This window comes from Pseudomonas sp. TYF_14, from assembly GCF_043105275.1.
In the GTDB taxonomy this organism is placed as follows: Bacteria; Pseudomonadota; Gammaproteobacteria; order Pseudomonadales; family Pseudomonadaceae; genus Aquipseudomonas; species Aquipseudomonas alloputida.
The window spans coordinates 206961-228733 of sequence record NZ_JBICLK010000032.1 but is presented as its reverse complement, the minus strand read 5'-3'; the positions used below and the strand labels follow the sequence as shown (position 1 = coordinate 228733).

Sequence of the window (21773 nt, the reverse complement as noted above, 5' to 3'; positions counted from 1 at the left end):
TCGCCTGGTTTACGCGGTTCCAGCAGTGCCAGCGCACTGCTGAAAATACCGCAGATACTGCTTGGTGAGCTAGAGAACCGCGAAGGTTCCTTGCGCTTTGGCCACCAGCTTGTCGCCCTGAACTACGTCGGCGTCGACCACCAGGGTGCGCCGCCCGGCGTGCAGCACACGGGCGGTGCACAGCACTTCGCCGTCGCTGACGGCACGCATGTAGTTGATCTTGCACTCGATGGTGACGCTTTGCTGGTCAAAGCCATGGCTGGCCGAGCAAGCCAGGCCCATGGCGATGTCCACCAGGCTGAAGATCGCCCCGCCGTGCAGCTTCTGGCCACGGTTGCGCAACTGTGGCTCGAGCGCCAGGGCTACCTCGGCAACACCGCTGTCCAGGTGTTGCAGGCGGCAGCCCAGCAGCTGGCTGAAGGCGCTTTCGACGTATTCGCGAGGTACGTCCATTACTTCTTCTTCAGTTGCTTGGCGTTGGCGAACAGGGCGGCCATGGCGTTGTTGGCCGGGGCTGCGGTGGCGGTTTCGCGCTGACGCGGTGCCTGCTGCTGGCGATTGCCGCCATTGCCACGATTACCACCGCGGTTGCCTTCGACCTTCTCGCCCGGGGTGTCGCTCATGCGCATGGACAGGCCGACGCGTTTGCGCGGGATGTCCACTTCCATGACCTTGACCTTGACCACATCGCCGGCCTTGACCGCCTCACGCGGGTCTTTGACGAACTTCTCCGACAGCGCCGAGATATGCACCAGGCCGTCCTGATGCACGCCGATGTCGACGAAGGCACCGAAGTTGGTAACGTTGGTCACCACGCCTTCGAGGATCATGCCCGGTTCCAGGTCCTTGAGGTCTTCGACGCCGTCCTGGAAGGTGGCGGTCTTGAACTCCGGACGCGGGTCGCGGCCTGGCTTGTCCAGCTCTTGCAGGATGTCGGTAACGGTTGGCAGGCCGAAGGTTTCGTCGGTGAACTTTTTCGGGTCCAGGCGCTTGAGGAAGCTGCTGTCACCAATCAGCGAGCGGATGTCGCGGTCGGTATCGGCAGCAATGCGCTGCACCAGTGGATAGGCCTCAGGGTGCACCGCAGAGGCGTCCAGCGGGTTGTCGCCGTTCATCACGCGCAGGAAGCCGGCGGCCTGCTCGAAGGTTTTCTCACCCAGGCGGCTGACCTTTTTCAACGCTGCCCGGGTGGCAAACGGACCATTGGCATCGCGGTGGGCGACGATGTTCTGTGCCAGGGTGGCATTGAGGCCGGAGATGCGCGTCAGCAGCGCCACCGAAGCGGTGTTCACGTCCACGCCCACGGCGTTCACACAGTCCTCGACTACCGCGTCCAGGCCACGTGCCAGTTTCAGTTGGGACACGTCGTGCTGGTACTGGCCGACACCGATGGATTTCGGATCGATCTTCACCAGTTCGGCCAGCGGATCCTGCAGGCGTCGGGCGATCGACACGGCGCCGCGGATCGACACGTCCAGGTCCGGGAACTCGCGGGCGGCCAATTCCGATGCCGAGTACACCGAAGCGCCGGCTTCGGAAACCATGATCTTGGTGATTTTCAGGGCGGGATATTTCTTGACCAACTCGGTCACCAGCTTGTCGCTTTCGCGGCTGGCGGTACCGTTGCCAATGGCGATCAGCTCCACCGAGTGTTTGGCGCACAGTGCGGCCATGATGGAAATGGTGCGGTCCCAGTCGTTCTTCGGCGCGTGCGGGTAGACCGTGGTGTGGTCCAGCAGTTTGCCGGTTGCGTCGACCACGGCGATCTTGCAGCCGGTGCGCAGGCCCGGGTCGAAGCCCAGGGTGGCGCGGGGGCCGGCCGGGGCGGCCAGCAGCAGGTCATGCAGGTTGTGGGCGAACACATTGATCGCCTCGCCTTCGGCACTGTCGCGCAGCTCGCCGAACAGGTCGGTTTCCAGGTGGGTGTACAGCTTGACCTTCCAGGTCCAGCGCACCACTTCACCCAGCCACTTGTCGGCCGGCCGGCTGCGGTTCTCGATGCCGACGTGGTTGCCGATCATCAGCTCGCATGGGTGCAGGGTGCCGGGCAGTTCTTCGCCGACCTTCAGCGAGACGCTCAACACGCCTTCGTTGCGCCCGCGGAAGATCGCCAGGGCACGGTGCGATGGCGCAGTACGCAGCAGCTCGTCATGAGCGAAGTAGTCGCGGAACTTGGCGCCTTCTTCTTCCTTGCCGGCCACGACGCGGGCGCTGAGCACGGCTTCCTGCTTGAGGTAGCTGCGCAGCTTGTCGAGCAGGGCGGCGTCTTCGGCAAAGCGCTCCATCAGGATGTACTTGGCGCCTTCCAGCGCGGCCTTGACGTCGGCCACGCCCTTTTCGGCGTTGACGAAGCGTGCGGCTTCGCTTTCCGGGGCCAGGGTCGGGTCGTTGAACAGGCCATCGGCCAGTTCGCCAAGGCCGGCTTCCAGGGCGATCTGGCCCTTGGTGCGGCGCTTCTGCTTGTACGGCAGGTACAGGTCTTCGAGGCGGGTCTTGGTGTCGGCCAGCTTGATCTCGCGGGCCAGTTCCGGGGTCAGCTTGCCCTGTTCCTCGATGCTGGAAAGGATGCTGGCGCGGCGCTCGTCGAGTTCGCGCAGGTAGCGCAGGCGCTCTTCCAGGTGGCGCAACTGAGTGTCGTCAAGGCTACCGGTCACTTCCTTGCGATAGCGGGCGATGAAGGGCACGGTCGAGCCTTCGTCCAACAGGCTCACGGCCGCCTCGACCTGCTGCGGGCGTACGCCCAGTTCCTCGGCGATACGGCTGTTGATGCTGTCCATGTAAACCACCTGACATTTGTGAATACGGGGGTCGCCTGTGGGCTTTTTGCCCGGCGGCGCTGGATGAAAGCCGCGCATTATACCCATCGCAAACGGCTTGCGGTGATGGCGCCCGGCCAGCCGGAACTGGCGCCGGGGGAAAAATCTGCTAACAATGCTCACGCAACGTGCAGCAATGGCTACGCCATAATGCGCGGCGATATCAGAGGAGTTATTCATGACCGGCACGCCAAACACCGCTGAAGGTGACAAGATTCTCATCGTCGACGACGATCCGGGGCTTAGCAGCCTGCTGGAACGTTTCTTCACCAGCAAGGGCTACCGTGCCCGTGCGGTGCCCAACACCGAGCAAATGGATCGCCTGCTGCAGCGCGAGGTGTTCAACCTGGTGGTGCTCGACCTGATGCTGCCAGGCGAGGATGGCCTGTCCGCCTGCAAGCGCCTGCGCCAGCAGAACAACCAGATCCCGATCATCATGCTGACCGCCAAGGGCGACGAGCTCAGCCGCATCAAGGGCCTGGAGCTGGGCGCCGACGACTACCTGGGCAAGCCGTTCAACCCGGACGAACTGATGGCCCGGGTCAAGGCGGTGCTGCGTCGTCAGGCGCCGAGCGTGCCGGGTGCGCCGGGCAGCGAGGACGAGTCGGTCACCTTCGGCGACTATGAGCTGTCGCTGGCCACCCGCGAGCTCAAGCGTGGCAACGAAGTGCACATGCTCACCACCGGCGAGTTCGCTGTGCTCAAGGCTCTGGTGATGCACGCCCGCGAGCCGTTGACCCGCGACAAGCTGATGAACCTGGCGCGCGGCCGCGAATGGGATGCGCTGGAGCGCTCCATCGATGTGCAGATCTCACGCCTGCGTCGCATGATCGAGCCGGACCCGTCCAAGCCGCGTTACATCCAGACCGTCTGGGGCGTGGGCTACGTGTTCGTACCGGACGGAAACGCCGGAAAATGATGCCTGGACGTCGATGAAAACACCGCTCTGGTTTCCGCAAAGTTTCTTCGCCCGCACCCTGTGGCTGGTGTTGATCGTCGTTCTGTTCTCCAAGGCGCTGACCCTGGTCTACCTGCTGATGAACGAGGACGTGCTGGTCGACCGTCAGTACAGCCATGGTGTGGCGCTGACCTTGCGCGCCTATTGGGCCGCCGACGAAGAAAACCGCGACAAGATCGCCGAGGCGGCAGGTCTTATCCGGGTGACCGGCTCGGGTGTGCCCGAAGGCGAGCAGCATTGGCCCTACAGTGAGATCTACCAACGGCAGATGCAGGCCGAGCTGGGTGACGACACCGAAGTGCGGCTGCGCATCCATGCACCGCCCGCGTTGTGGGTCAATGCGCCAAGCCTGGGGCCGGGTTGGCTGAAAGTGCCGCTGTACCCGCACCCATTGCGTGGGCAGAAGATCTGGAACGTGCTGGGCTGGTTCCTGGCCATTGGCTTGTTGTCCACCGCCTCGGCGTGGATTTTTGTACGTCAGCTCAACCAGCCGCTCAAACGCTTGGTGTTCGCCGCCCGCCAGCTTGGCCAGGGGCGCAGTGTGCGCCTGCCGATCAGCGATACCCCCAGCGAGATGACCGAGGTGTACAAGGCGTTCAACCAGATGGCCGAGGATGTCGAGCAGGCCGGGCGCGAGCGTGAGTTGATGCTGGCCGGGGTTTCCCACGACTTGCGCACGCCTCTGACGCGCCTGCGTCTGTCGCTGTCCTTGCTGAACAGCGACAACGAGCTGAGCGATGACATGGTTCGCGATATCGAGGACATGGACGCGATTCTCGATCAGTTCCTGGCCTTCATCCGCGATGGCCGTGACGAGCCGGTGGAAGAGGTCGACCTTGCTGACCTGGTGCGTGAGGTGGTGGCTCCGTACAACCAGCCGGAAGAGCGTGTGCGCCTGTGCCTGGAGCCGATTCCACCGTTCCCGCTGCGCCGGGTTTCGCTCAAGCGCATGCTGGGCAACCTGATCGGCAACGCCCTGCACCATGCTGGCAAGGGGGTCGAGGTGGCTGCCTATGTGTCAGGTGACGAGAGTGCGCCGTATGTGGTGCTCAGTGTGCTGGACCGGGGCACCGGTATTGACGAGTCGGAGCTGGAAACCATCTTCAACCCGTTCATTCGCGGTGATCGGGCACGGGGCGGCAAGGGCACCGGGCTGGGGCTGGCGATCGTCAAGCGGATTGCTGCGCAACATGGCGGGAACGTGGAGTTGCGTAACCGGTCTGGCGGCGGGATCGAGGCGCGGGTCAGGTTGCCGCTGGGGCTGCTGCTGCCGCGTAATGCTGTGTGAGGCTCACTGGCCTCTTCACGGCTAAAGCCGCACCTACAGGGATTGCGCAGTACCTGTGGCAGCGGCTTGGCCGCGAAGCGGCGGGTAGAGGCTTGAATCAGCCTTTGCCCTTGGTCCGGGTCTGATTGGGCCCGCCATTCTTCTCCAGGTGCTCGATGATCATCCCGGCGACGTTCTTGCCGGTGGTGACCTCGATGCCCTCCAGCCCTGGCGACGAGTTTACCTCCATCACCAAAGGCCCGTGGTTGGAGCGCAGGATATCCACACCCGCCACGCTCAACCCCATCACCTTGGCCGCCCGGATGGCGGTGATGCGCTCTTCTGGGGTGATTTTTATCAGGCTGGCGACGCCACCCCGGTGCAGGTTGGAGCGGAACTCGCCCGGTTTGGCCTGACGCTTCATCGAGGCAATTACTTTGTCGCCTACCACGAAGCATCGGATATCTGCGCCACCGGCCTCCTTGATGTACTCCTGCACCATGATGTTCTGCTTGAGGCCCATGAACGCTTCGATCACCGACTCGGCCGCCTGGGGCGTTTCGCACAGCACCACGCCAATGCCCTGGGTGCCTTCCAGTACCTTGATCACCAGCGGGGCACCGTTGACCATCTGGATCAGGTCGGGGATGTCGTCCGGCGAGTGGGCGAAACCGGTGATCGGCAGGCCTATGCCGCGCCGCGACAACAGCTGCAACGAGCGCAGCTTGTCGCGCGAGCGGGCAATGGCTACCGACTCGTTGAGCGGGTATACGCCCATCATTTCGAATTGGCGCAGCACCGCGCAGCCATAGAACGTAACCGAAGCACCTATGCGCGGGATCACGGCATCGAAGCCTTCCAGCGGCTTGCCGCGGTAGTGGATCTGCGGCTTGTGGCTGGCAATGTTCATGTAGGCCCGCAGGGTATCGATCACCACCATTTCGTGGCCACGCTGGGTACCGGCTTCGACCAGGCGGCGGGTGGAATACAGACGCGGATTGCGCGACAGCACAGCGATCTTCATGCAGCACCTGTGACAGGGGAAAGGGTGGCCGGGAAGGCCGGTTTATCTTGTACGTATTTCAGGCCTGGGTTCACCACCAGCTGGCCGTGTATCAGGGCCTTGGAGCCAAGCAACAGGCGGTAGCGCATGTTCTTGCGGCAGGCCAGGGTGAACTCCACCTCCCACACACCATCACCCAGCGCCAGTGACGTGCGGATGACGTAGCGGGTCTGGGCGTGGCCGTTGGAGCTCTTGATGGTTTTCATCGTCACCAACGGTGCCTCGCAGCGGCGGTGGCGCAACTGCACCACCGAGCCCAGGTGCGCAGTGAAGCGAACCCAGGGCTGGCCGTCGCGCTCGAAGGGTTCCACTTCGGTGGCATGCAGGCTCGACGTGCTGGCACCGGTGTCGATCTTGGCGCGCAGCCCGGCCACGCCGAGGTCAGGCAGGGCGACCCACTCGCGCAGGCCGATCACAGTCAAATGGTCAAATGTCTTCACGAAGCGCACCCTGCGAATGAGGTGGTGAACTTTAAGCACGGCGGGGACTTTTTGCATCCGTATGTGAAGGTAGTACAGTTCGATGAAAGACAGAATCCGAGGTAACGGGATGGCACAAAAAGCCGAAGACGACGACAAGGTTCGCCTGGACAAATGGCTGTGGGCGGCGCGCTTCTACAAGACGCGAGCGCTGGCCAAGGCGGCGATCGAGAGTGGCAAGGTGCATTGCCGGGGCGAGCGATGCAAGCCGGGCAAGGAACCGCGGGTGGGCGACGAGTTCGTGCTGCGTACCGGCTTCGATGAGCGCACGGTGGTGGTGAAGGCGCTGTCGGTGGTGCGTCGTGGTGCCCCAGAGGCGCAGGCGTTGTACGAGGAAACCGAAGAAAGTGTGCGTCGCCGTGAACAGGCGGCTGAAATGCGTAAGGCCGGGGCCATGGGCGTGACCACCGATGGCCGGCCGACCAAGAAGCAGCGGCGGCAGATTCACCAGCTGCATGGAAGTTACGATTGAATGGGGCTGCTGCGCAGCCCCAAAAAATCTAGCGCAACACCGCCATTCGTCCGACCAACGGTAACGTGGACAGCAGCTTGAACAACGGCGCTGTCCAGCGCATCAACGCCTCGCTGCCTTTGGCCGCCAGCGGCGTGTAGTAGCTCCAGCCCAGCGCCAGTACGGCCATCAGCAAGCCGCCGATGTAGTCGTCCTGCCCCCAATGGGCACCGGCCACCAGGCGCGGCAGCATGAACAGCGCTGCGAGGCCCCAGACCATCAGGTATTGCGCAAGGCCGCGGCTGAACACGCTCATGAACAGCGCCCAGATCAGCAGCACCGAGGCGTGATCACCCGGGAAACTCTTGCTGGAGCGGTCCTTGAGTTCCCAGGCAGCCTCCAGGTTCGGGTAATAGTCACTCAGGTGCACGACGTCGTCGAAGATCATCGAGGGACTCTTGTGTTGCCACCCGGCTGCATCCACCCACTTGGAAAACAGCGCGCGAATCACCACTAAGAGGAGTAGCGTGACCAGAAAGCCGAAGAATGCCTGGCGAACCTGAGCAGCCTTGAACACCCAGTCACCACGAATGAGCACTGCCAGCAGGATCAGGCCGACGACGATGTCGAACGGGCGTAGGCTGCCGATGGTCCAGATGTAGCGCCAGGTGGTGCTATCGGCCAGCGGCGCGTTCAGGCTGCGGAACAGCCACTCGTCGAAAGTCAGGCACAGGATCTGGCCAAAAGGCCATAACCAGAAACACAGTAGAGCGATGGGAAGCAGCGTAGAGGCTGCCAATGGCCCCCAGGACCACCTTGCTTGGAACAGTGGTCGATTGTCCATAAAATACCTCTATTGCAAACAGGAATCGGAGCGCCTTGTAAGCGCTCTGTCACGGGTTCTCGCCGGTTTTCGACAACCCTTGTAACCATTTTGTCATCATTTTTTAGATAGCCGAAACCTATGAGCGATTTGCCTGATACCGATTTCACCCAACGTTTCATCTTCGACGAGCGCGATGTGCGCGGCGAGTGGGTGTCTCTCGATGACAGCTACGCCGCGGTGTTGGCGCGTCATGAGTACCCCCAGCCGGTCCAGGTGCTGCTCGGCGAGTTGATGGCCGCCACCGCCTTGCTGGTGGGTGCAATGAAGTTCGATGGCCTGCTGATTCTGCAGGCGCGTTCGGCCGGGCCGATTCCGCTGCTGATGGTGGAATGTTCCAGTGAGCGCGAGATTCGTGGCATGGCCCGCTACGAAGCGGACCAGATTCCGGCTGGTGCCACCCTGTCGCAGCTGATGCCCGACGGCCACCTGACCCTGACCATCGACCCGGTCAAGGGCCAGCGCTACCAGGGGACCGTCGACCTCGATGGCGCCAACCTGTCTGAATGTTTCACCAACTACTTCGTCCAGTCGCAGCAGCTCAATACCCGTTTCTGGCTCAATGCCCAAGGCGGCAAGGCCCGTGGGCTATTGCTGCAGCAACTGCCACGTGATCGCCAGCCGGATGATGAAGAGCGCGAAGACAGCTGGCAGCATGTGGTCGCCCTGGCCAAGACACTCAAGCCTGAAGAGTGGACAGAGGGCAACGAAACACTGCTGCACCGCCTGTATCACGAAGACGCCGTGCGCCTGTTCGATATCCAGCCACTGCGCTTCAATTGCAGCTGTTCGCGGGAACGCTCCGGCAATGCGCTGGTCAGTCTGGGCGAGCACGACGCCAAGGCGCTGGTGGACGAATGTGGCGGGACGGTAGAGATCGATTGCCAGTTCTGCAACGAGCGCTACTTCTTCGATGCCAGCGATGTGGCGCAATTGTTTGCGGGTGGCGGTACTGACGTGGCCTCAGAAACTCGTCACTGAAACGTTAAATCACAGGATAATCTCCTGTCGAATTGCGCAAAAGCGCAGTTCTGACAGGAGGGGCCTACTTTTTTTGGGCGTTTCTGGCATAATCCGGCCACTTTTTTCGCTGTAGTAGTTTTTTCAAGACAACTACAAAACGTTTGGAGCACTCGGCCTCGGGCCGGATGGGGTATCTCATGACGCAAGCCAACAACACCGTGTACACCGACCTGAGCGTCGATGAGCTGGTAAAAGAAGCGCTGCAACGCGGTGAAGGCGTACTAGCCGATACTGGCGCACTGGTCGTGGAGACTGGTCACCGTACCGGCCGTTCGCCGGCTGACCGTTTCATCGTCGAAGAACCTTCCACCCAGGACGCCATTTCCTGGGGCCCGATCAACCGCAAGTTCCCGGCCGACAAGTTCGATGCCCTGTGGGCTCGCGTCGAGGCGTTCAACAACGCCCAGGATCACTTCGTTTCCTATGTTCACGTAGGGGCCGCAGCCGAGCACTACCTGCCGGTGAAGATGACCACCCAGACTGCCTGGCAGAACCTGTTCGGTCGTTGCCTGTTCATCAACCCGGAGCAGTTCAACCCGGCTGGCCGCGACCAATGGCAGATCCTCAACGTCGCCAACTTCGTGTGCGAGCCTGAGCGTGACGGCACCAACTCCGACGGTTGCGTGATCATCAACTTCGCTCAGAAGAAAGTGCTGATCGCTGGCATGCGCTACGCCGGCGAAATGAAGAAAGCCATGTTCTCGGTGCAGAACTTCCTGCTGCCGGCTGCCGATGTACTGCCTATGCACTGCGCGGCCAACATCGGCGAAGAAGGCGATGTGACCTTGTTCTTCGGCCTGTCCGGCACTGGCAAGACTACCCTTTCGGCTGACGAAAGCCGTTACCTGATCGGTGACGACGAGCACGGTTGGGGCGAAGGCGTTGTCTTCAACATGGAAGGCGGCTGCTACGCCAAGTGCATCGACCTGTCCGAGAAGAACGAGCCGGTCATCTGGAAAGCCATCAAGCACGGCGCAGTACTGGAAAACGTCGTTCTCGACGCCAACAAGCACGCCGACTACACCGATGTCAGCCTGACTCAGAACAGCCGTGCGGCCTACCCGCTGGAGCACGTTGCCAAGCGTTCGGAAGCGAACCTGGGCGGCGAGCCTAACGCAGTGATCTTCCTCACCTGCGACCTGACAGGTGTTCTGCCTCCGGTTTCGATCCTGAACAACGAGCAGGCGGCCTACCACTTCCTGTCCGGCTACACCGCGCTGGTCGGTTCCACTGAAATGGGTTCTGGCGGCGGCATCAAGTCGACCTTCTCCACCTGCTTCGGCGCACCGTTCTTCCCGCGTCCGGCTGGCGAGTACGCCGAGCTGCTGATCAAGCGTATCAACGGCTTCAACTCCAAGGTCTACCTGGTCAACACCGGCTGGACCGGTGGTGGCTACGGCGTTGGCAAGCGCTTCAGCATCCCCACCACCCGTGCCGTGATCGCTGCAATCCAGAGCGGCGCACTGGTCGGTGCCGAAACCGAGCACCTGGACATCATCAACCTGGACGTGCCGAAGGCCGTTCCGGGCGTTGAAACCGAACTGCTCAACCCGCGCACCAACTGGGCTGACAAAGCGGCCTACGACGAGGCTGCCAAAGGTCTGGCCAAGCTGTTCATCGAAAACTTCAAGAAGTTCGAAGTTTCCGACGCCATCAAGGCCGCTGGCCCGCAGCTGTAAGCCGAGCTCAGCCGCAACGAGAAAGCCGCCCCCAGGGGCGGCTTTTTTGTGGGTTAGGGCTTGCCCGCGAAGGGGCCCGCATAGGCAGCGAAAGTCTGGTTTTTCTGTTTCACTGTCAGCATCCATTGCGAAGACAAGAGCCAGCCAGATGACCGAAGCCCCTCAGCGCACTGCCTTCTCCCACTTCCACCCGATCCTTACCCGCCCCCAGGACAACGACCTGAACGGCCACATCGCCGGTGCAACGGTGCACGGTTTTTTCGAAACCGCGATCCAGGCGTTTCTCGTCGAGCAGGCTGAACTGGACCTGCGGCACGGTGAACTGGCCGCCTTCGTGGTCAGTTCTGCTGCGGATTTCTACGCGCTACCGGGCTTCCCGGACTTGTTGGAAGTGGGGTTGGGAGTGACGCGTCTGGCGGGCAGCACGGTAGAGTACCGGCTGGCGCTGTACCGTCCGGGCGAATCGGACGCATGCGCGGCAGGCACGGTGGTGCAGGTGTTCATCGAGCGCGCCAGTGGCCGGCCTGTGGCGTTGCCAGAGGCGCTGCAGGTGATCCTGTCCGGCCTCGTGCTGGAGCGGCAGGCATAAAAAAGCCCCGCTGGCAGGGGCGGGGCTTTTGTTGCCGGGGGCAGGGCCCTCAGGCGTTAGTCGCGCCAGTGGCGCTTGTGCTTGCGGTGGCCATAATGGTGACCACGGTCCCAGTGACGACGGTCGTCGTCGTAGCCGCGACGATAGCGGCGGCCATCGCGGTAATCGTCTTTGTCGGCCTCTTTGCCCAGGTAGTTACCCAGCGCACCACCGGCACCACCGCCGGCTGCCGCGCCAATGTAGCTACCCGTGGTGCCGCCCACGGAGCGACCGACCACGTTACCACCTGCAGCGCCCAGCGCGCCGCCGATAGCGGCCTCACCACGCTGGCGTTTGTCTGCGCCCAGGGCGCCACCTGCTGCACCGCCCAGACCGGCACCAATGGCGCCGCCGGTGCTGCCACCGATGGAGTTGCCCACGACAGAGCCCAGTACCCCACCCAATGCGCCGCCAATGCCGGCCTCGGTGGTGCCGCCTGCCATGGCAACGCCGCTGAGCAAGCTGAAAGACAACAACAGAATCGAGGAGTACTTCTTCATCAAGAGAGCCTCATAGGGATGACGAGGCGAATTTGAGGCTAAGAGGCGTGGCTGGCAACGGAAATCCGACGAGTAACACGAGTTGTACACAATTCTCTAACTTGCTGTATTTACTATGAAACTTTATCGTTTTCAGGCTGTCTGAGACCTTTATGACAAAGCCCTGAGCCGCCACGGAACAGGGCTTTTTTCGTTTTTAAAGGATACGCCCGTCCTCGCGCGCACGCTCCAGCTTGATGGCAATGAACTTCGATGTCGGCGTATGGCTACCCACGCCAATGCTCTCCAGCGGCACCAGCGGGTTCACCTCCGGGTAATATGCCGCCGCCTGCCCGGCAGGTATGTCGAAGGCCAGCAGGGTAAAGCCTTGCACCCGGCGCACATGTTCATCCCCCCACAGCGAAACGATGTCGACCTTCTGCCCCGGCTGGAAGCCCAGGCGGATGATGTCGGCTTCGTTGGCGAACAGCACCTCGCGCTGGCCACGCACGCCGCGGTAGCGGTCGTCCAGGCCGTAGATAGTGGTGTTGTACTGATCGTGCGAGCGCATCGATTGCATGATCAAGTCTGGCAACTGGCCGCTGGCGCGTACGCGTTCGTCAAGCAGCGTGTCGGGCAGCAGGTTGGCCTTGAAGTTGGCGCGGCCGGTGCTGGTCGCCCATTCGCGGCTGGCCGCGCTGTTGCCCAGATAGAAGCCGCCCGGATTACGCAGGCGCTGGTTAAAGCCGCTGAAACCGGGAATGGTGTCGCCGATCAGGTCGCGGATGCGGTCGTAGTCGGCCACCAGCCAGTGCCAGTCTACCGGTTGTTTGCCCAGCGTGGCGGCAGCGATGCCGGCGATCACCGCAGGCTCCGAGCGCATTTGCGTCGACAGCGGCTTGAGCTGGCCGTTGGAGGCATGGACCATGCTGAACGAGTCTTCCACCGTGACTGCCTGCGGCCCGTCGGCCTGCAGGTCGATGTCGGTGCGGCCCAGGCATGGCAGGATCAGTGCCTGCTTGCCATGGACCAGGTGGCTACGGTTGAGCTTGGTGCTGATGTGCACGGTCAGCTCGCAGTTGCGCAGCGCCTGGGCGGTACGCTCGGTGTCGGGTGTGGCTTGGGCGAAGTTGCCGCCCAAGCCGATGAAAACCTTGGCCCGGCCATCGAGCATCGCATGAATGGCTTCGACGGTGTTATGGCCATTGCGCCGCGGCACAGGGAAGCCAAAGCGCTTTTCGATGGCATCCAGCAGCGCCTCTGGCGGGCGCTCGTTGATGCCCATGGTGCGGTCACCCTGCACGTTGCTGTGGCCACGCACCGGGCACAGGCCGGCGCCGGGCACGCCGATGTTGCCACGCAGCATCTGCAGGTTGACGATTTCCTGAATGGTCGGCACCGAATGACGGTGTTGGGTGATGCCCATCGCCCAGCACATGATCACACGCTTGCCCTGGCAGTACATGCGCGCGGCCAGTTCGATATCGGCCAAGGTCAGGCCGGACTGTGCCTGGATGTGCGACCACGGCGTGGCGTCCACCACGGCCAGGTACTCATCGACGCCATGGCCATGTTCGGCGATAAAGGCGTGGTCGAACACGGCCGGTTCGCCGTTGGCCTGGGCTTCGCGTTCCCATTGCAGGACGAACTTGGCCATGCCGCGCAGCATCGCCATGTCGCCACCCAGGGCCGGGCGGAAGAAGGCGGTGTTGGTCGGGCGGTCACTGTTGGTCAGCATTTCCAGTGGGTTCTGGGGGTGCTGGAAGCGCTCCAGACCACGCTCCTTGAGCGGGTTGATGCACACCACCTGGGCGCCACGCTTTACCGCATCACGCAGTGGGTCGAGCATGCGCGGGTGATTGGTGCCGGGGTTCTGGCCCCAGACAAAAATGGCGTCGGCGTGCTCGAAGTCGTCGAAGGTGACTGTACCTTTGCCGACCCCGACGCTTTGCCCCAACGCCACGCCGCTGGCCTCATGGCACATGTTCGAGCAGTCAGGGAAGTTGTTGGTGCCGTAGGCGCGCACGAACAGTTGGTACAGGTACGCCGCTTCGTTGCTGGCACGTCCCGAGGTATAGAATTCGGCCTGGTCAGGGTTGGCCAGCTTGTTCAGTTCGCGGGCGATCAGGGCGAAGGCGGCATCCCAGCTGATCGGCAGGTAACGGTCGCTGGGTGCGTCGTAGACCATCGGTTCGGTCAGGCGCCCTTGGTACTCCAGCCAGTAGTCGCTCTGCTGCAGCAGCGAGGTGACGCTGTAACGGGCGAAGAAGGCTGCATCGACACGGCGCTTGGTAGCTTCCCAGTTCACCGCCTTGGCGCCGTTCTCGCAGAACTTGACCATGCCGCTTTCCGGGGAGTCCCCCCAGGCGCAGCCGGGGCAGTCGAAACCGCCGTTCTGGTTGGTCTTGAGCAGGGCGCGAATGTTCTTCAGCGCATTATCGCTGCCGACCCAGGCCTTGGCCACGCTACGCAGTGCGCCCCAACCGCCGGCGGGGCCGTGGTAGGGCTTGTAGCGAGGGGGGGAGGCTGGGGTGTTGTCCGGAAGTTGTTGGTACGAGGTCACGACTGTTACGACTCCGCCGCTGGGCTGTAGACCCGCGGTGCGCTGTGCTTGGGCAAGTGGATAAGGTTGAGGTTGTGCTTGCGCGCCCATTGCAGGGCAAGGCCGGTGGGCGCCGACAGGCTGACCAGGGTCTGGATGCCGGCACGCAGTACTTTCTGGATCAGCTCGAGGCTGCAGCGGCTGGTGACGATGGCCAGGCCACCCTGGGTGTCGATGCGTTGTCGCAGCAGGGCGCCGATCAGTTTGTCGAGGGCGTTGTGCCGGCCGATGTCTTCGCGGCCAAGCAGCAGTTCGCCTTGGCGGTCCATGAACAATGCTGCATGCACGGCACCGCAATGCTGGCCCAGTGGCTGGAAGGCGTCGATGCGCTCGCGCAGGCCGACCAGCCACTGGGCCGGGGGCAGGGGCGCACCCGGCAACACGGCCAGATCCGGCAGTGCCTGCTCCAGTGCCTCGACCCCACACAGGCCGCAACCACTGGTGCCGGCCAGTTGGCGGCGCTGGTTTTTCAGGTTCCAGAACGCCCGGCTGGAGATTTCCAGGTCGGCGTACAGTGCCGAGCCGCTGCCGGAGAGCTTGAGGTCGTAGATTTCTGCGGTGCCTTCGACAATGCCGCTGCCGACGCTGAAACCGACGGCGAAGTCTTCCAGATCGGTAGGGCTGACCAGCATCACTGCCTGGTTGAGGCCGTTATAGACAATGGCCAGGGCCACTTCCTCGGCCAGCGGGGTGCTGTCGCGTTTGGCGTCGCTGAGCTGGACGTAGTCGTAGGTGTTGCTGGCGGCGGGCATGGACAAGGGCGATGAGGCCGCGCAGACCGGAGGCTTGCTGTTCATCGGGGCGCTGAATACCGGCGGCTTTCTGATAGCACAAGCCTAGGCGCGTGGGCCGGCGGCGTCTAATCGCTAGGGTCTATGCCTTGATAGACCGCGTCGATTGGTCGCGCAGGGCGGAAGTGGTAAAGCTGACCTAGACTCCTGTGTCCAAGGTTTCGTCAACAAGGAGAGCGCAATGAGCCTGTTCAGTTTCGTGAAGGAAGCCGGCGAGAAGTTGATCGACCTGCTGACCCCTGGCAACGCCAATGCCGAGGAGCAGCTAAAGAAACACGTGGAAGCTGTTGGCCTGGGCAACCCCAACATCACCGCCACTGTAGAAGGAGACAAGATCATCCTAAAGGGTGAAGTGGCCAGCCAGGAAGAGAAGGAGAAGATCATCCTGGCGGCGGGCAACATCAGCGGCGTGGCCAGTGTCGAGGACCAGATCACCGTGACCGGGCCGGTAGTCCAGGCGGCAAGGTTCGTCACAGTGAAATCGGGCGACACACTTTCAGCCATTGCCATGGTCGTGTATGGCAATGCCAATCAGTACAACAAGATTTTCGAGGCCAACAAGCCGATGCTCAAACACCCGGACAAGATCTATCCGGGGCAGGTGCTGCGTATTCCTGACTGATCGCTGAAGTCTGTACAGGCCTCTTCGCGGGCGCGCCCGCGAATGGGGCCTTACAGGCCTACCAGTAACTCCCGGTAATCCTCGACCGCCGCAAACTCTTCAGTATCCCGCGGCCCTGCTTTGCTATCCGGCTGGCGCACCGCCAGCAAGTGCCCCACACCAAACCGCCGTGCACTGCGCAGAATCGCCAGCGTGTCATCGATGAACAGGCTGCGTTCCGGTTCGAAGCCGATATCCGCCTGCAGGGCATCCCAAAACTGCGGGCTTTCCTTCGCGTAGCCATAGTCGTGCGAGCTGATCAGCCGCTCGAAGTATGGTGCCAGCTCCACCCGCTCCAGCTTCAGAGACAGCGAGTCACGGTGGGCATTGGTGATCATCACGACACGCTTGCCAGCCTGGCGAATCGCCGCCAGGAAGGTATCGGCATCCGGGCGCAGGGCAATCAGGTCGGCAATTTCCCGCTTCAGCTCGCGAATGGGCAGGCGTAGCTCGCGGCTCCAGAAGTCCAGGCAGTACCAGTTCAATGTGCCGGCATTGCGTTCGAACAGCGGTTGGAGCTCCATTTCGGCCATGGCCCGGCTTACACCGTGCAGCTCGGCATAGCGCTGGGGCAGGTGGTCCAGCCAGAAGCGGTTGTCGTAATGCAGGTCGAGCAGGGTGCCATCCATGTCCAGCAGGACGGTATCGATGGCAGACCAGGGAAGAACAGGCATGGGAAACTCTCGATCAGTCGGCAAGCCACGGTATAGTAACCCGTTCACGCCAAGGAGCCGCCCCATGCGCCAGAAACCCACCGTACTCAGCCGCGAAATTGTCGCCAGTAGCCGCCTGTTCCGCGTCGAAGCCGTACAGCTGCGCTTCAGCAATGGTGCCGAGCGCACCTATGAGCGCCTGGTGGGCCGGGGTAACGGCTACGGCGCGGTGATGATCGTGGCCATGCTCGATGCCGAGCACGCCGTGCTGGTGGAGGAATACTGCGGTGGCACCGATGAATACGAGCTGTCGTTGCCCAAGGGCCTGATCGAGCCGGGCGAAGACGTGCTGGCGGCAGCCGACCGGGAGCTCAAGGAAGAAGCCGGTTTTGGCGCACGCCAGCTGGAGCACCTGACGGAACTGTCGTTGTCGCCGGGCTACATGAGCCAGAAGATTCAGGTGGTGCTGGCCAGCGACCTGTACGAAGAGCGCCTGGAAGGCGACGAGCCTGAGCCGATGCGGGTCGACAAGGTCAACCTGCGTGAGTTGTCGGCCTTGGCCATGCATCCGCAGTTCACCGAGGGCCGCGCCCTGGCGGCGCTGTACCTGGCCCGTGACCTGCTGATTCAGCGGGGGTTGCTGGAGCTATGAACGACCTGCAACTGATGCACGAAGTGGTCAAGCTGGCGCTGACGGCAGGCGAGGCGATCCTGCCATTCTGGCGCGCCGATGTCGCGGTAACCAACAAGGCCGACGATTCGCCGGTTACCGCCGCCGACCTAGCCGCGCACCGGGTAATCGCCGATGGTCTGCTGGCGCTGGCGCCGCAGATTCCGGTGCTGTCCGAAGAGGACTGCAATATTGCGCTGGCCGAGCGGCAAAGCTGGAGCCGCTGGTGGCTGGTCGATCCGCTGGATGGCACCAAGGAGTTCATTGCCGGCAGTGAAGAGTTCACGGTCAACATCGCCCTGATCGAGAACGGCGACGTGGTGTTTGGTGTGGTGTCGATGCCGACCAATGGACGCTGCTACTTCGGTGGGCGCGGGATGGGGGCCTGGCGTGCAGATGCCGGCGAGGCAGCCCAACCGATCCAGGTACGCAACGCCCCGCCGGAGGGCGAGCGTTTTACCGTGGTTGCCAGCCGTCGGCACTCCAGCGCGGAACAGGAAGCCCTGTTGTCCGGGCTTGGTGCTGCCGTGGGAGAGCTGGAGCTGGCCAATATCGGCAGCTCGTTGAAGTTCTGCCTGTTGGCCGAGGGCAGCGCCGATTGTTATCCGCGCCTGGCGCCGACTTCGCAGTGGGACACTGCTGCGGCGCAGGGTGTGGTGGAGGGGGCCGGTGGCGAAGTGATCGGGCTGGATGGCTTGCCGTTCCGGTATCCGCCGCGCGAGTCGCTGCTCAATCCGCATTTCCTGGCATTGCCTGCCAATGCTGCATGGCGCCAGGCCTTCCTGAACCTGATTTGACGGAGTCTCACCCTACCCTGTGGGAGCGGGCGAGCCCGCGAAGCAGGCACCGCGGTGCGGGGCACCGGCTTCGCCGGTGTTCGCGGGCCTGCCCGCTCCCACAGGTTTTGCGCCAGCCTTTGGGTTTTGTGCAGCGCAGTTGCTTTCAGCGGCTGCTGGGCTAGCGGTGCAGAACGTACTGGCCGCTGAACCTCACCGCCGGCTCGTCACTGCCGTCATTGCTCACCGTGGTCTCCAACGTCAACCGTGCCCGCCCACGCCGCTGGTACAGGGTCAGGAACCGCTCCCAGGTTTTCTCGTCTGGCGCGGAACAACGCGCCACCGCCGTGCCGGTCACTGGCAACGGGTAGCTGATCTGCCCTTCCTGGATGACGATATGCCCGTCATCGATCCCCAGTTCACGCAGGCGCAGGTGCAGCCAGCCCCAACCCACCAGCACTGCTGCGCAGTACAGGCTGCCGCCGAACATGGTGCTTTTGTGGTTGACGTTGGCCGCCAGCGGCAGTTGCAGGCGCAGGGTGTGCTGCTGCCAATCGATCACTTCCAGGCCCATTTCGCGGGTCAGGGGGATGTCGCTGTGCAGTACAGACTGCAGGTACTGGCTATCGGTGCTCATTAACGGTTGTCCTCTTGATCGTCATGCCCGCCGCTGCCGCCGTCGAAGTTCAAGCCATGCTTGCGCAGCTTGTCGTGCAAGGTTTTGCGGGGGATACCCAGTGCTTCGGCCAGGCTCCGCATGGAGCCGTGTGGCTGGGCCAGTTCGGCGGCGATCAGCGAACGTTCGAATTGCTCGACCTGTTCGCTGAGGTTGCCGCTGAGCATGGGCGCTGCCGGGGCTGCTGCCGAGGGTGCCTGGCCATCCAGTGCCAGCTCCAGGCCAAGGGCGAAACGCTCGGCGGCGTTCTGTAGCTCGCGGACGTTGCCTGGCCAGTCATGACGCAGCAGCAGGGCGCGTTGCGCGGGTTGCAGCGCATGCGGCGACAGGCCATGACGTTGGCTGGCAGCATCGGCGAAATGCTGGAACAACACCAATATGTCGTCGCCGCGTTCACGCAGTGGCGGAATACGCAGCGGCGCCACGTTCAGGCGGTAATACAGGTCTGCGCGGAAACGCCCTTGGTCGGCAGACTGACGCAGGTCTTCCTTGGTTGCGGCTATGATGCGGATGTCCAGCGGGATCAACTGGTTGCCGCCCAGGCGTTCGACCACTCGCTCCTGCAGCATGCGCAGCAACTTCACCTGTACATCCAGGCTCATGCTCTCGATTTCGTCGAGGAACAGCGTGCCGCCGTTGGCAAATTCGAACTTGCCGATACGGCGTTTCTGCGCGCCGGTGAACGCACCGGGCTCGTGGCCGAACAGTTCGCTTTCGACCACCGATTCGGCCAGCGCGCCGGCGTTGATCGCCACGAACGGCCCTTCGCTGCGGCTGGACAGGTCGTGCAGCGCGCGGGCCACCACCTCTTTGCCGGCGCCGGTTTCGCCCAGAATCAACACGTCGGCGCGGGTGCCGGCCAAAGCGCCGATCTGCTCGCGCAGGCGCAGCATGGCCGGTGAATGGCCGACCAGGCGGGTTGCCAGTTGCTGGCGGTCGCTCAGTGCCAGACGCAGGCTACGGTTGTCCAGCACCAGCCGGCGCAAAGCCAGGGCGCGGCGCACGCTGTCGAGCAGGGCGTCTGTGGCAAAGGGTTTTTCCAGGAAGTCATAAGCCCCGGCGCGCATCGCCTGCACCGCCAGCGGCACATCGCCATGGCCGGTAATCAGCAGCACCGGCAGTTCGCTGTCGCGGCCGTGCAGTTGTTCCAGCAACTGCAGGCCATCGATGCCCGGCATGCGGATGTCGCTGACCACCACGCCGGGCCAGTCGGCCTCGATACGCTCGGCCAGGCCTTGGGCTTCGGCCAGCGCGACTACCTTGAGCCCGGCCAGGTCCAGGGTCTGGCTCAAGGCTTGGCGCAGGTGGGGGTCATCGTCCACCAGGATGACCTGGGCTCGGCTGTCGATCAGTGTCTCGGTGGTCATGCCGAGGGGTCCTCCGAATTGGGCAAAGTAGCGCCAGATGCGGCCACCCGCAGCTGGAGAGTCAGCATTGCGCCACCTTCCGGGTGGTTGGCCAGCAGCAGTTCACCGCCCAGGGCGCGCATCAGGCTTTCACAGATGGCCAGCCCCAGGCCCAGGCCCTGGGTGCGGGTCTTGGTGGTGAAGAACGGCTCCTTGGCGTGCTCCAGGGCCTGGCGGCTGAAGCCGGGGCCGTTGTCACGGATGTACAGGTAGACGCAGTCATCACGCTGCTCGGCACTTAGCCACAGGCGGCGCGGGTTGGCTTTTTCGGTCAGGGCGTCGAGGGCATTGGCCAGCAGGTTGCCTAGCACTTGGCGCAGGCGGGTTTCGCCGGCCTGAACCCACAAGGTGGCTTCCGGCAGGTCGCGGATCAGCTCTACGGCCATCGCCCGGCGGCGCTTGGCCAGCAGCGCCAGGGCATCGTCCAGAGCCGGCTGCAGGGCCACGCTCTCCGGGGCATGACGGTCACGACGGGCGAAGGCACGCAGGTGGGCAATGATCGAGGCCATGCGCCCGGTCAGCTCGCCGATCAGCTTGAGGTTGCCGCGGGCGTCTTCGGTACGTTGGTGGTCGAGCAGGATCTCGGCGTTTTCTGCGTAGCTGCGGATGGCGGCCAGGGGCTGGTTCAACTCATGGCTGATACTGGCCGACATGGTGCCGAGCACCGACAGCTTGCCGGCCTGCACCAGTTCGTCCTGTGCGCGCACTGCCTCCTGCTGAGCGTTTTCGCGCTCCAGCACGGCATTTTTCAGGCGGGTGTTCAGGCCTTCAAGGTCGGCGGTACGTTCGGCCACGCGCTTTTCCAGTTCCTGGCGGCCACGGGCTTCGAAGTCGATGCGGTCGATGTAATGGCGCCGCCGTTGCATCACCAGGCCTGCCAGCAACATCAGTACCAGCAGCGTACCGGCACCGATGGCCATTACCGTCTGCACCGAGCGATCAACCAGCGTGCGCGGGGCGAGGATGCTGACTTGCCAACCAGTTTCCTTGATGTCGCGGGTCTGGGTGATCCAGGCCTGCGGGTTGAGAACCAGCGGCTGTGGGGCCTGGGTCGGATAGGGCTGGATGGCGATGATGGCCTGGCGCTCGGCGTCGGTCAGCGTGCGGGTAGCACGGAAGCGCCAGTCGGGCCGCGAAGTCAGGATGACCACGCCATTGTGATCGGTCAGCAACAGCTGCTCGGGCGTACGGCCCCACAGGGTTTCGGTGTGGTCGAGATCGACTTTGACCACCAGCACGCCGACGATCCGCTCGCGGTCGCGCACGGCCGCGGCAAAGAAGTAGCCGCGCTTGGCCGAGGTGGTGCCCTGGCCGAAGAAGCGGCCAAGGTGGCCGGCCATGGCTTCGTTGAAGTAAGGGCGGAAGGCGAAGTTTCGGCCGACGAAGCTGTCGTGCTTGTCCCAGTTCGAGGCGGCCAAGGTGTTGCCGCTGACGTCCATCAGGTACATCACCTCGGCACCGGTCTTCTGCACGATGTCCTTGAGCAGGCGGTTGGCGTTGGTCACCGCTTCCAGGCGGAAAGGGTCGGCCAGCACGCCACGCAGCGCTGGCAAGTCGCCGAGAATTTGCGGCAAGGTCTCGTAGCGGTGCAGGGTGCCGAGCAGGTTGGCGACATACAGGTCGAGAGTCTGGCGGTTCTGCGAGGCCAGTTCTTCCTGGTAATAGCGTTCGGCCAAGTGATGCAGGGGCCATAGTAATGGGGCCAAGATCAGCGCCAGCAGGGCCAGGCTGCGCCAGCGGGGACGGCGTGGGGGCGTGGGCTTTGCAATCATCAGGTAAATGCGCCAGAAAAGTCTGACGCAATTATGCGCT

21 protein-coding genes are annotated in these 21773 nt (G+C 63.1%); 9 read left to right on the top strand and 12 right to left on the bottom strand.

Going from position 1 to position 21773, the window contains the following annotated elements; genetic code table 11:
• Positions 1–69 precede the first annotated feature (69 nt).
• On the bottom strand, positions 70–453 hold the full coding sequence (locus ACF8O8_RS10125) for a PaaI family thioesterase (protein WP_010951620.1): 384 nt from the start codon (positions 451–453) through the stop codon (positions 70–72).
• On the bottom strand, positions 453–2777 hold the full coding sequence (locus ACF8O8_RS10120; RefSeq protein WP_049588059.1) for a Tex family protein: 2325 nt from the start codon (positions 2775–2777) through the stop codon (positions 453–455). The genes ACF8O8_RS10125 and ACF8O8_RS10120 overlap by 1 nt, the downstream gene beginning before the upstream one ends.
• A gap of 217 nt (positions 2778–2994) precedes the next feature.
• On the opposite strand from ACF8O8_RS10120, the gene ompR reads away from it, so the two are divergent.
• Entirely contained in the window at positions 2995–3735 is a 741-nt protein-coding gene (ompR, locus tag ACF8O8_RS10115) for a two-component system response regulator OmpR (protein ID WP_003255821.1), read from the top strand.
• A gap of 13 nt (positions 3736–3748) precedes the next feature.
• Entirely contained in the window at positions 3749–5062 is a 1314-nt protein-coding gene (locus ACF8O8_RS10110) for an ATP-binding protein (protein WP_003255819.1), read from the top strand.
• Between the two features lie 97 nt (positions 5063–5159).
• Here the strand turns inward: ACF8O8_RS10110 and rimK are convergent, their stop codons facing one another.
• Together rimK and ACF8O8_RS10100 are read right to left on the bottom strand one after the other, a co-directional pair.
• Positions 5160–6065: a 30S ribosomal protein S6--L-glutamate ligase gene (gene rimK / locus ACF8O8_RS10105; protein ID WP_003255817.1), complete on the bottom strand. Its 906-nt coding sequence runs from the start codon at positions 6063–6065 to the stop codon at positions 5160–5162.
• Positions 6062–6544 carry an ATP-dependent zinc protease gene (locus ACF8O8_RS10100; protein WP_004576370.1) on the bottom strand — a complete coding sequence of 161 codons (483 nt, stop codon included), beginning with the start codon at positions 6542–6544 and terminating at the stop codon, positions 6062–6064. The genes rimK and ACF8O8_RS10100 overlap by 4 nt, the downstream gene beginning before the upstream one ends.
• 109 nt (positions 6545–6653) lie before the next feature.
• Between ACF8O8_RS10100 and ACF8O8_RS10095 the strand changes: the two genes are divergently transcribed.
• Positions 6654–7055, top strand: a complete 402-nt coding sequence (locus ACF8O8_RS10095; protein WP_003255812.1) for an RNA-binding S4 domain-containing protein — start codon at positions 6654–6656, stop codon at positions 7053–7055.
• A gap of 28 nt (positions 7056–7083) precedes the next feature.
• On the opposite strand, the gene ACF8O8_RS10090 is transcribed toward ACF8O8_RS10095, so the two are convergent.
• A complete protein-coding gene (locus ACF8O8_RS10090) occupies positions 7084–7878 on the bottom strand; it encodes a phosphatase PAP2 family protein (protein ID WP_010951623.1) in 795 nt (264 codons plus the stop codon).
• 120 nt (positions 7879–7998) lie between these two features.
• Here ACF8O8_RS10090 and hslO point away from each other — a divergent pair, with 120 nt between their 5' ends.
• The 3 genes from hslO (at position 7999) to ACF8O8_RS10075 (ending at position 11208) form a co-directional block, all read left to right on the top strand.
• Complete coding sequence (gene hslO, locus ACF8O8_RS10085) at positions 7999–8898, top strand: Hsp33 family molecular chaperone HslO (RefSeq protein WP_010951624.1); 900 nt, start codon at positions 7999–8001, stop codon at positions 8896–8898.
• Between the two features lie 179 nt (positions 8899–9077).
• Positions 9078–10619, top strand: coding sequence for a phosphoenolpyruvate carboxykinase (locus ACF8O8_RS10080; RefSeq protein WP_003255806.1), 1542 nt, complete (start codon positions 9078–9080; stop codon positions 10617–10619).
• 148 nt (positions 10620–10767) lie between these two features.
• Positions 10768–11208: a thioesterase family protein gene (locus ACF8O8_RS10075; protein WP_010951625.1), complete on the top strand. Its 441-nt coding sequence runs from the start codon at positions 10768–10770 to the stop codon at positions 11206–11208.
• 56 nt (positions 11209–11264) lie between these two features.
• Here ACF8O8_RS10075 and ACF8O8_RS10070 read toward each other — a convergent pair whose 3' ends face one another.
• The 3 genes from ACF8O8_RS10070 to fdhD form a co-directional block, all read right to left on the bottom strand.
• Entirely contained in the window at positions 11265–11747 is a 483-nt protein-coding gene (locus ACF8O8_RS10070; RefSeq protein ID WP_010951626.1) for a glycine zipper domain-containing protein, read from the bottom strand.
• A gap of 196 nt (positions 11748–11943) precedes the next feature.
• The gene (locus tag ACF8O8_RS10065; RefSeq protein WP_010951627.1) at positions 11944–14289 is read right to left on the bottom strand and encodes an FdhF/YdeP family oxidoreductase; all 2346 of its coding nucleotides are present in this window, start codon (positions 14287–14289) and stop codon (positions 11944–11946) included.
• 5 nt (positions 14290–14294) lie between these two features.
• The gene (fdhD, locus tag ACF8O8_RS10060) at positions 14295–15125 is read right to left on the bottom strand and encodes a formate dehydrogenase accessory sulfurtransferase FdhD (protein ID WP_010951628.1); all 831 of its coding nucleotides are present in this window, start codon (positions 15123–15125) and stop codon (positions 14295–14297) included.
• 175 nt (positions 15126–15300) lie between these two features.
• Between fdhD and lysM the strand changes: the two genes are divergently transcribed.
• Complete coding sequence (gene lysM / locus ACF8O8_RS10055) at positions 15301–15741, top strand: peptidoglycan-binding protein LysM (protein WP_010951629.1); 441 nt, start codon at positions 15301–15303, stop codon at positions 15739–15741.
• A gap of 50 nt (positions 15742–15791) precedes the next feature.
• Here lysM and yrfG read toward each other — a convergent pair whose 3' ends face one another.
• Positions 15792–16454, bottom strand: a complete 663-nt coding sequence (gene yrfG, locus ACF8O8_RS10050) for a GMP/IMP nucleotidase (protein ID WP_010951630.1) — start codon at positions 16452–16454, stop codon at positions 15792–15794.
• 64 nt (positions 16455–16518) lie between these two features.
• Here yrfG and nudE point away from each other — a divergent pair, with 64 nt between their 5' ends.
• Positions 16519–17085 (top strand): ADP compounds hydrolase NudE, encoded by a 567-nt coding sequence (gene nudE / locus ACF8O8_RS10045; RefSeq protein WP_003255794.1) that lies wholly within the window; start codon positions 16519–16521, stop codon positions 17083–17085.
• Positions 17082–17900, top strand: a complete 819-nt coding sequence (gene cysQ / locus ACF8O8_RS10040; protein ID WP_392509620.1) for a 3'(2'),5'-bisphosphate nucleotidase CysQ — start codon at positions 17082–17084, stop codon at positions 17898–17900. Before nudE ends, cysQ begins: the two co-directional genes overlap by 4 nt.
• A gap of 160 nt (positions 17901–18060) precedes the next feature.
• On the opposite strand, the gene ACF8O8_RS10035 is transcribed toward cysQ, so the two are convergent.
• Genes ACF8O8_RS10035 through ACF8O8_RS10025 form a run of 3 tightly spaced genes read right to left on the bottom strand, consistent with a single transcriptional unit; the run spans position 18061 to position 21733 of the window.
• Positions 18061–18516: a YiiD C-terminal domain-containing protein gene (locus tag ACF8O8_RS10035; RefSeq protein ID WP_392509619.1), complete on the bottom strand. Its 456-nt coding sequence runs from the start codon at positions 18514–18516 to the stop codon at positions 18061–18063.
• Complete coding sequence (locus tag ACF8O8_RS10030; protein WP_010951633.1) at positions 18516–19922, bottom strand: sigma-54 dependent transcriptional regulator; 1407 nt, start codon at positions 19920–19922, stop codon at positions 18516–18518. The genes ACF8O8_RS10035 and ACF8O8_RS10030 overlap by 1 nt, the downstream gene beginning before the upstream one ends.
• Positions 19919–21733, bottom strand: a complete 1815-nt coding sequence (locus tag ACF8O8_RS10025) for an ATP-binding protein (RefSeq protein ID WP_010951634.1) — start codon at positions 21731–21733, stop codon at positions 19919–19921. Before ACF8O8_RS10025 ends, ACF8O8_RS10030 begins: the two co-directional genes overlap by 4 nt.
• Positions 21734–21773 lie beyond the last annotated feature (40 nt).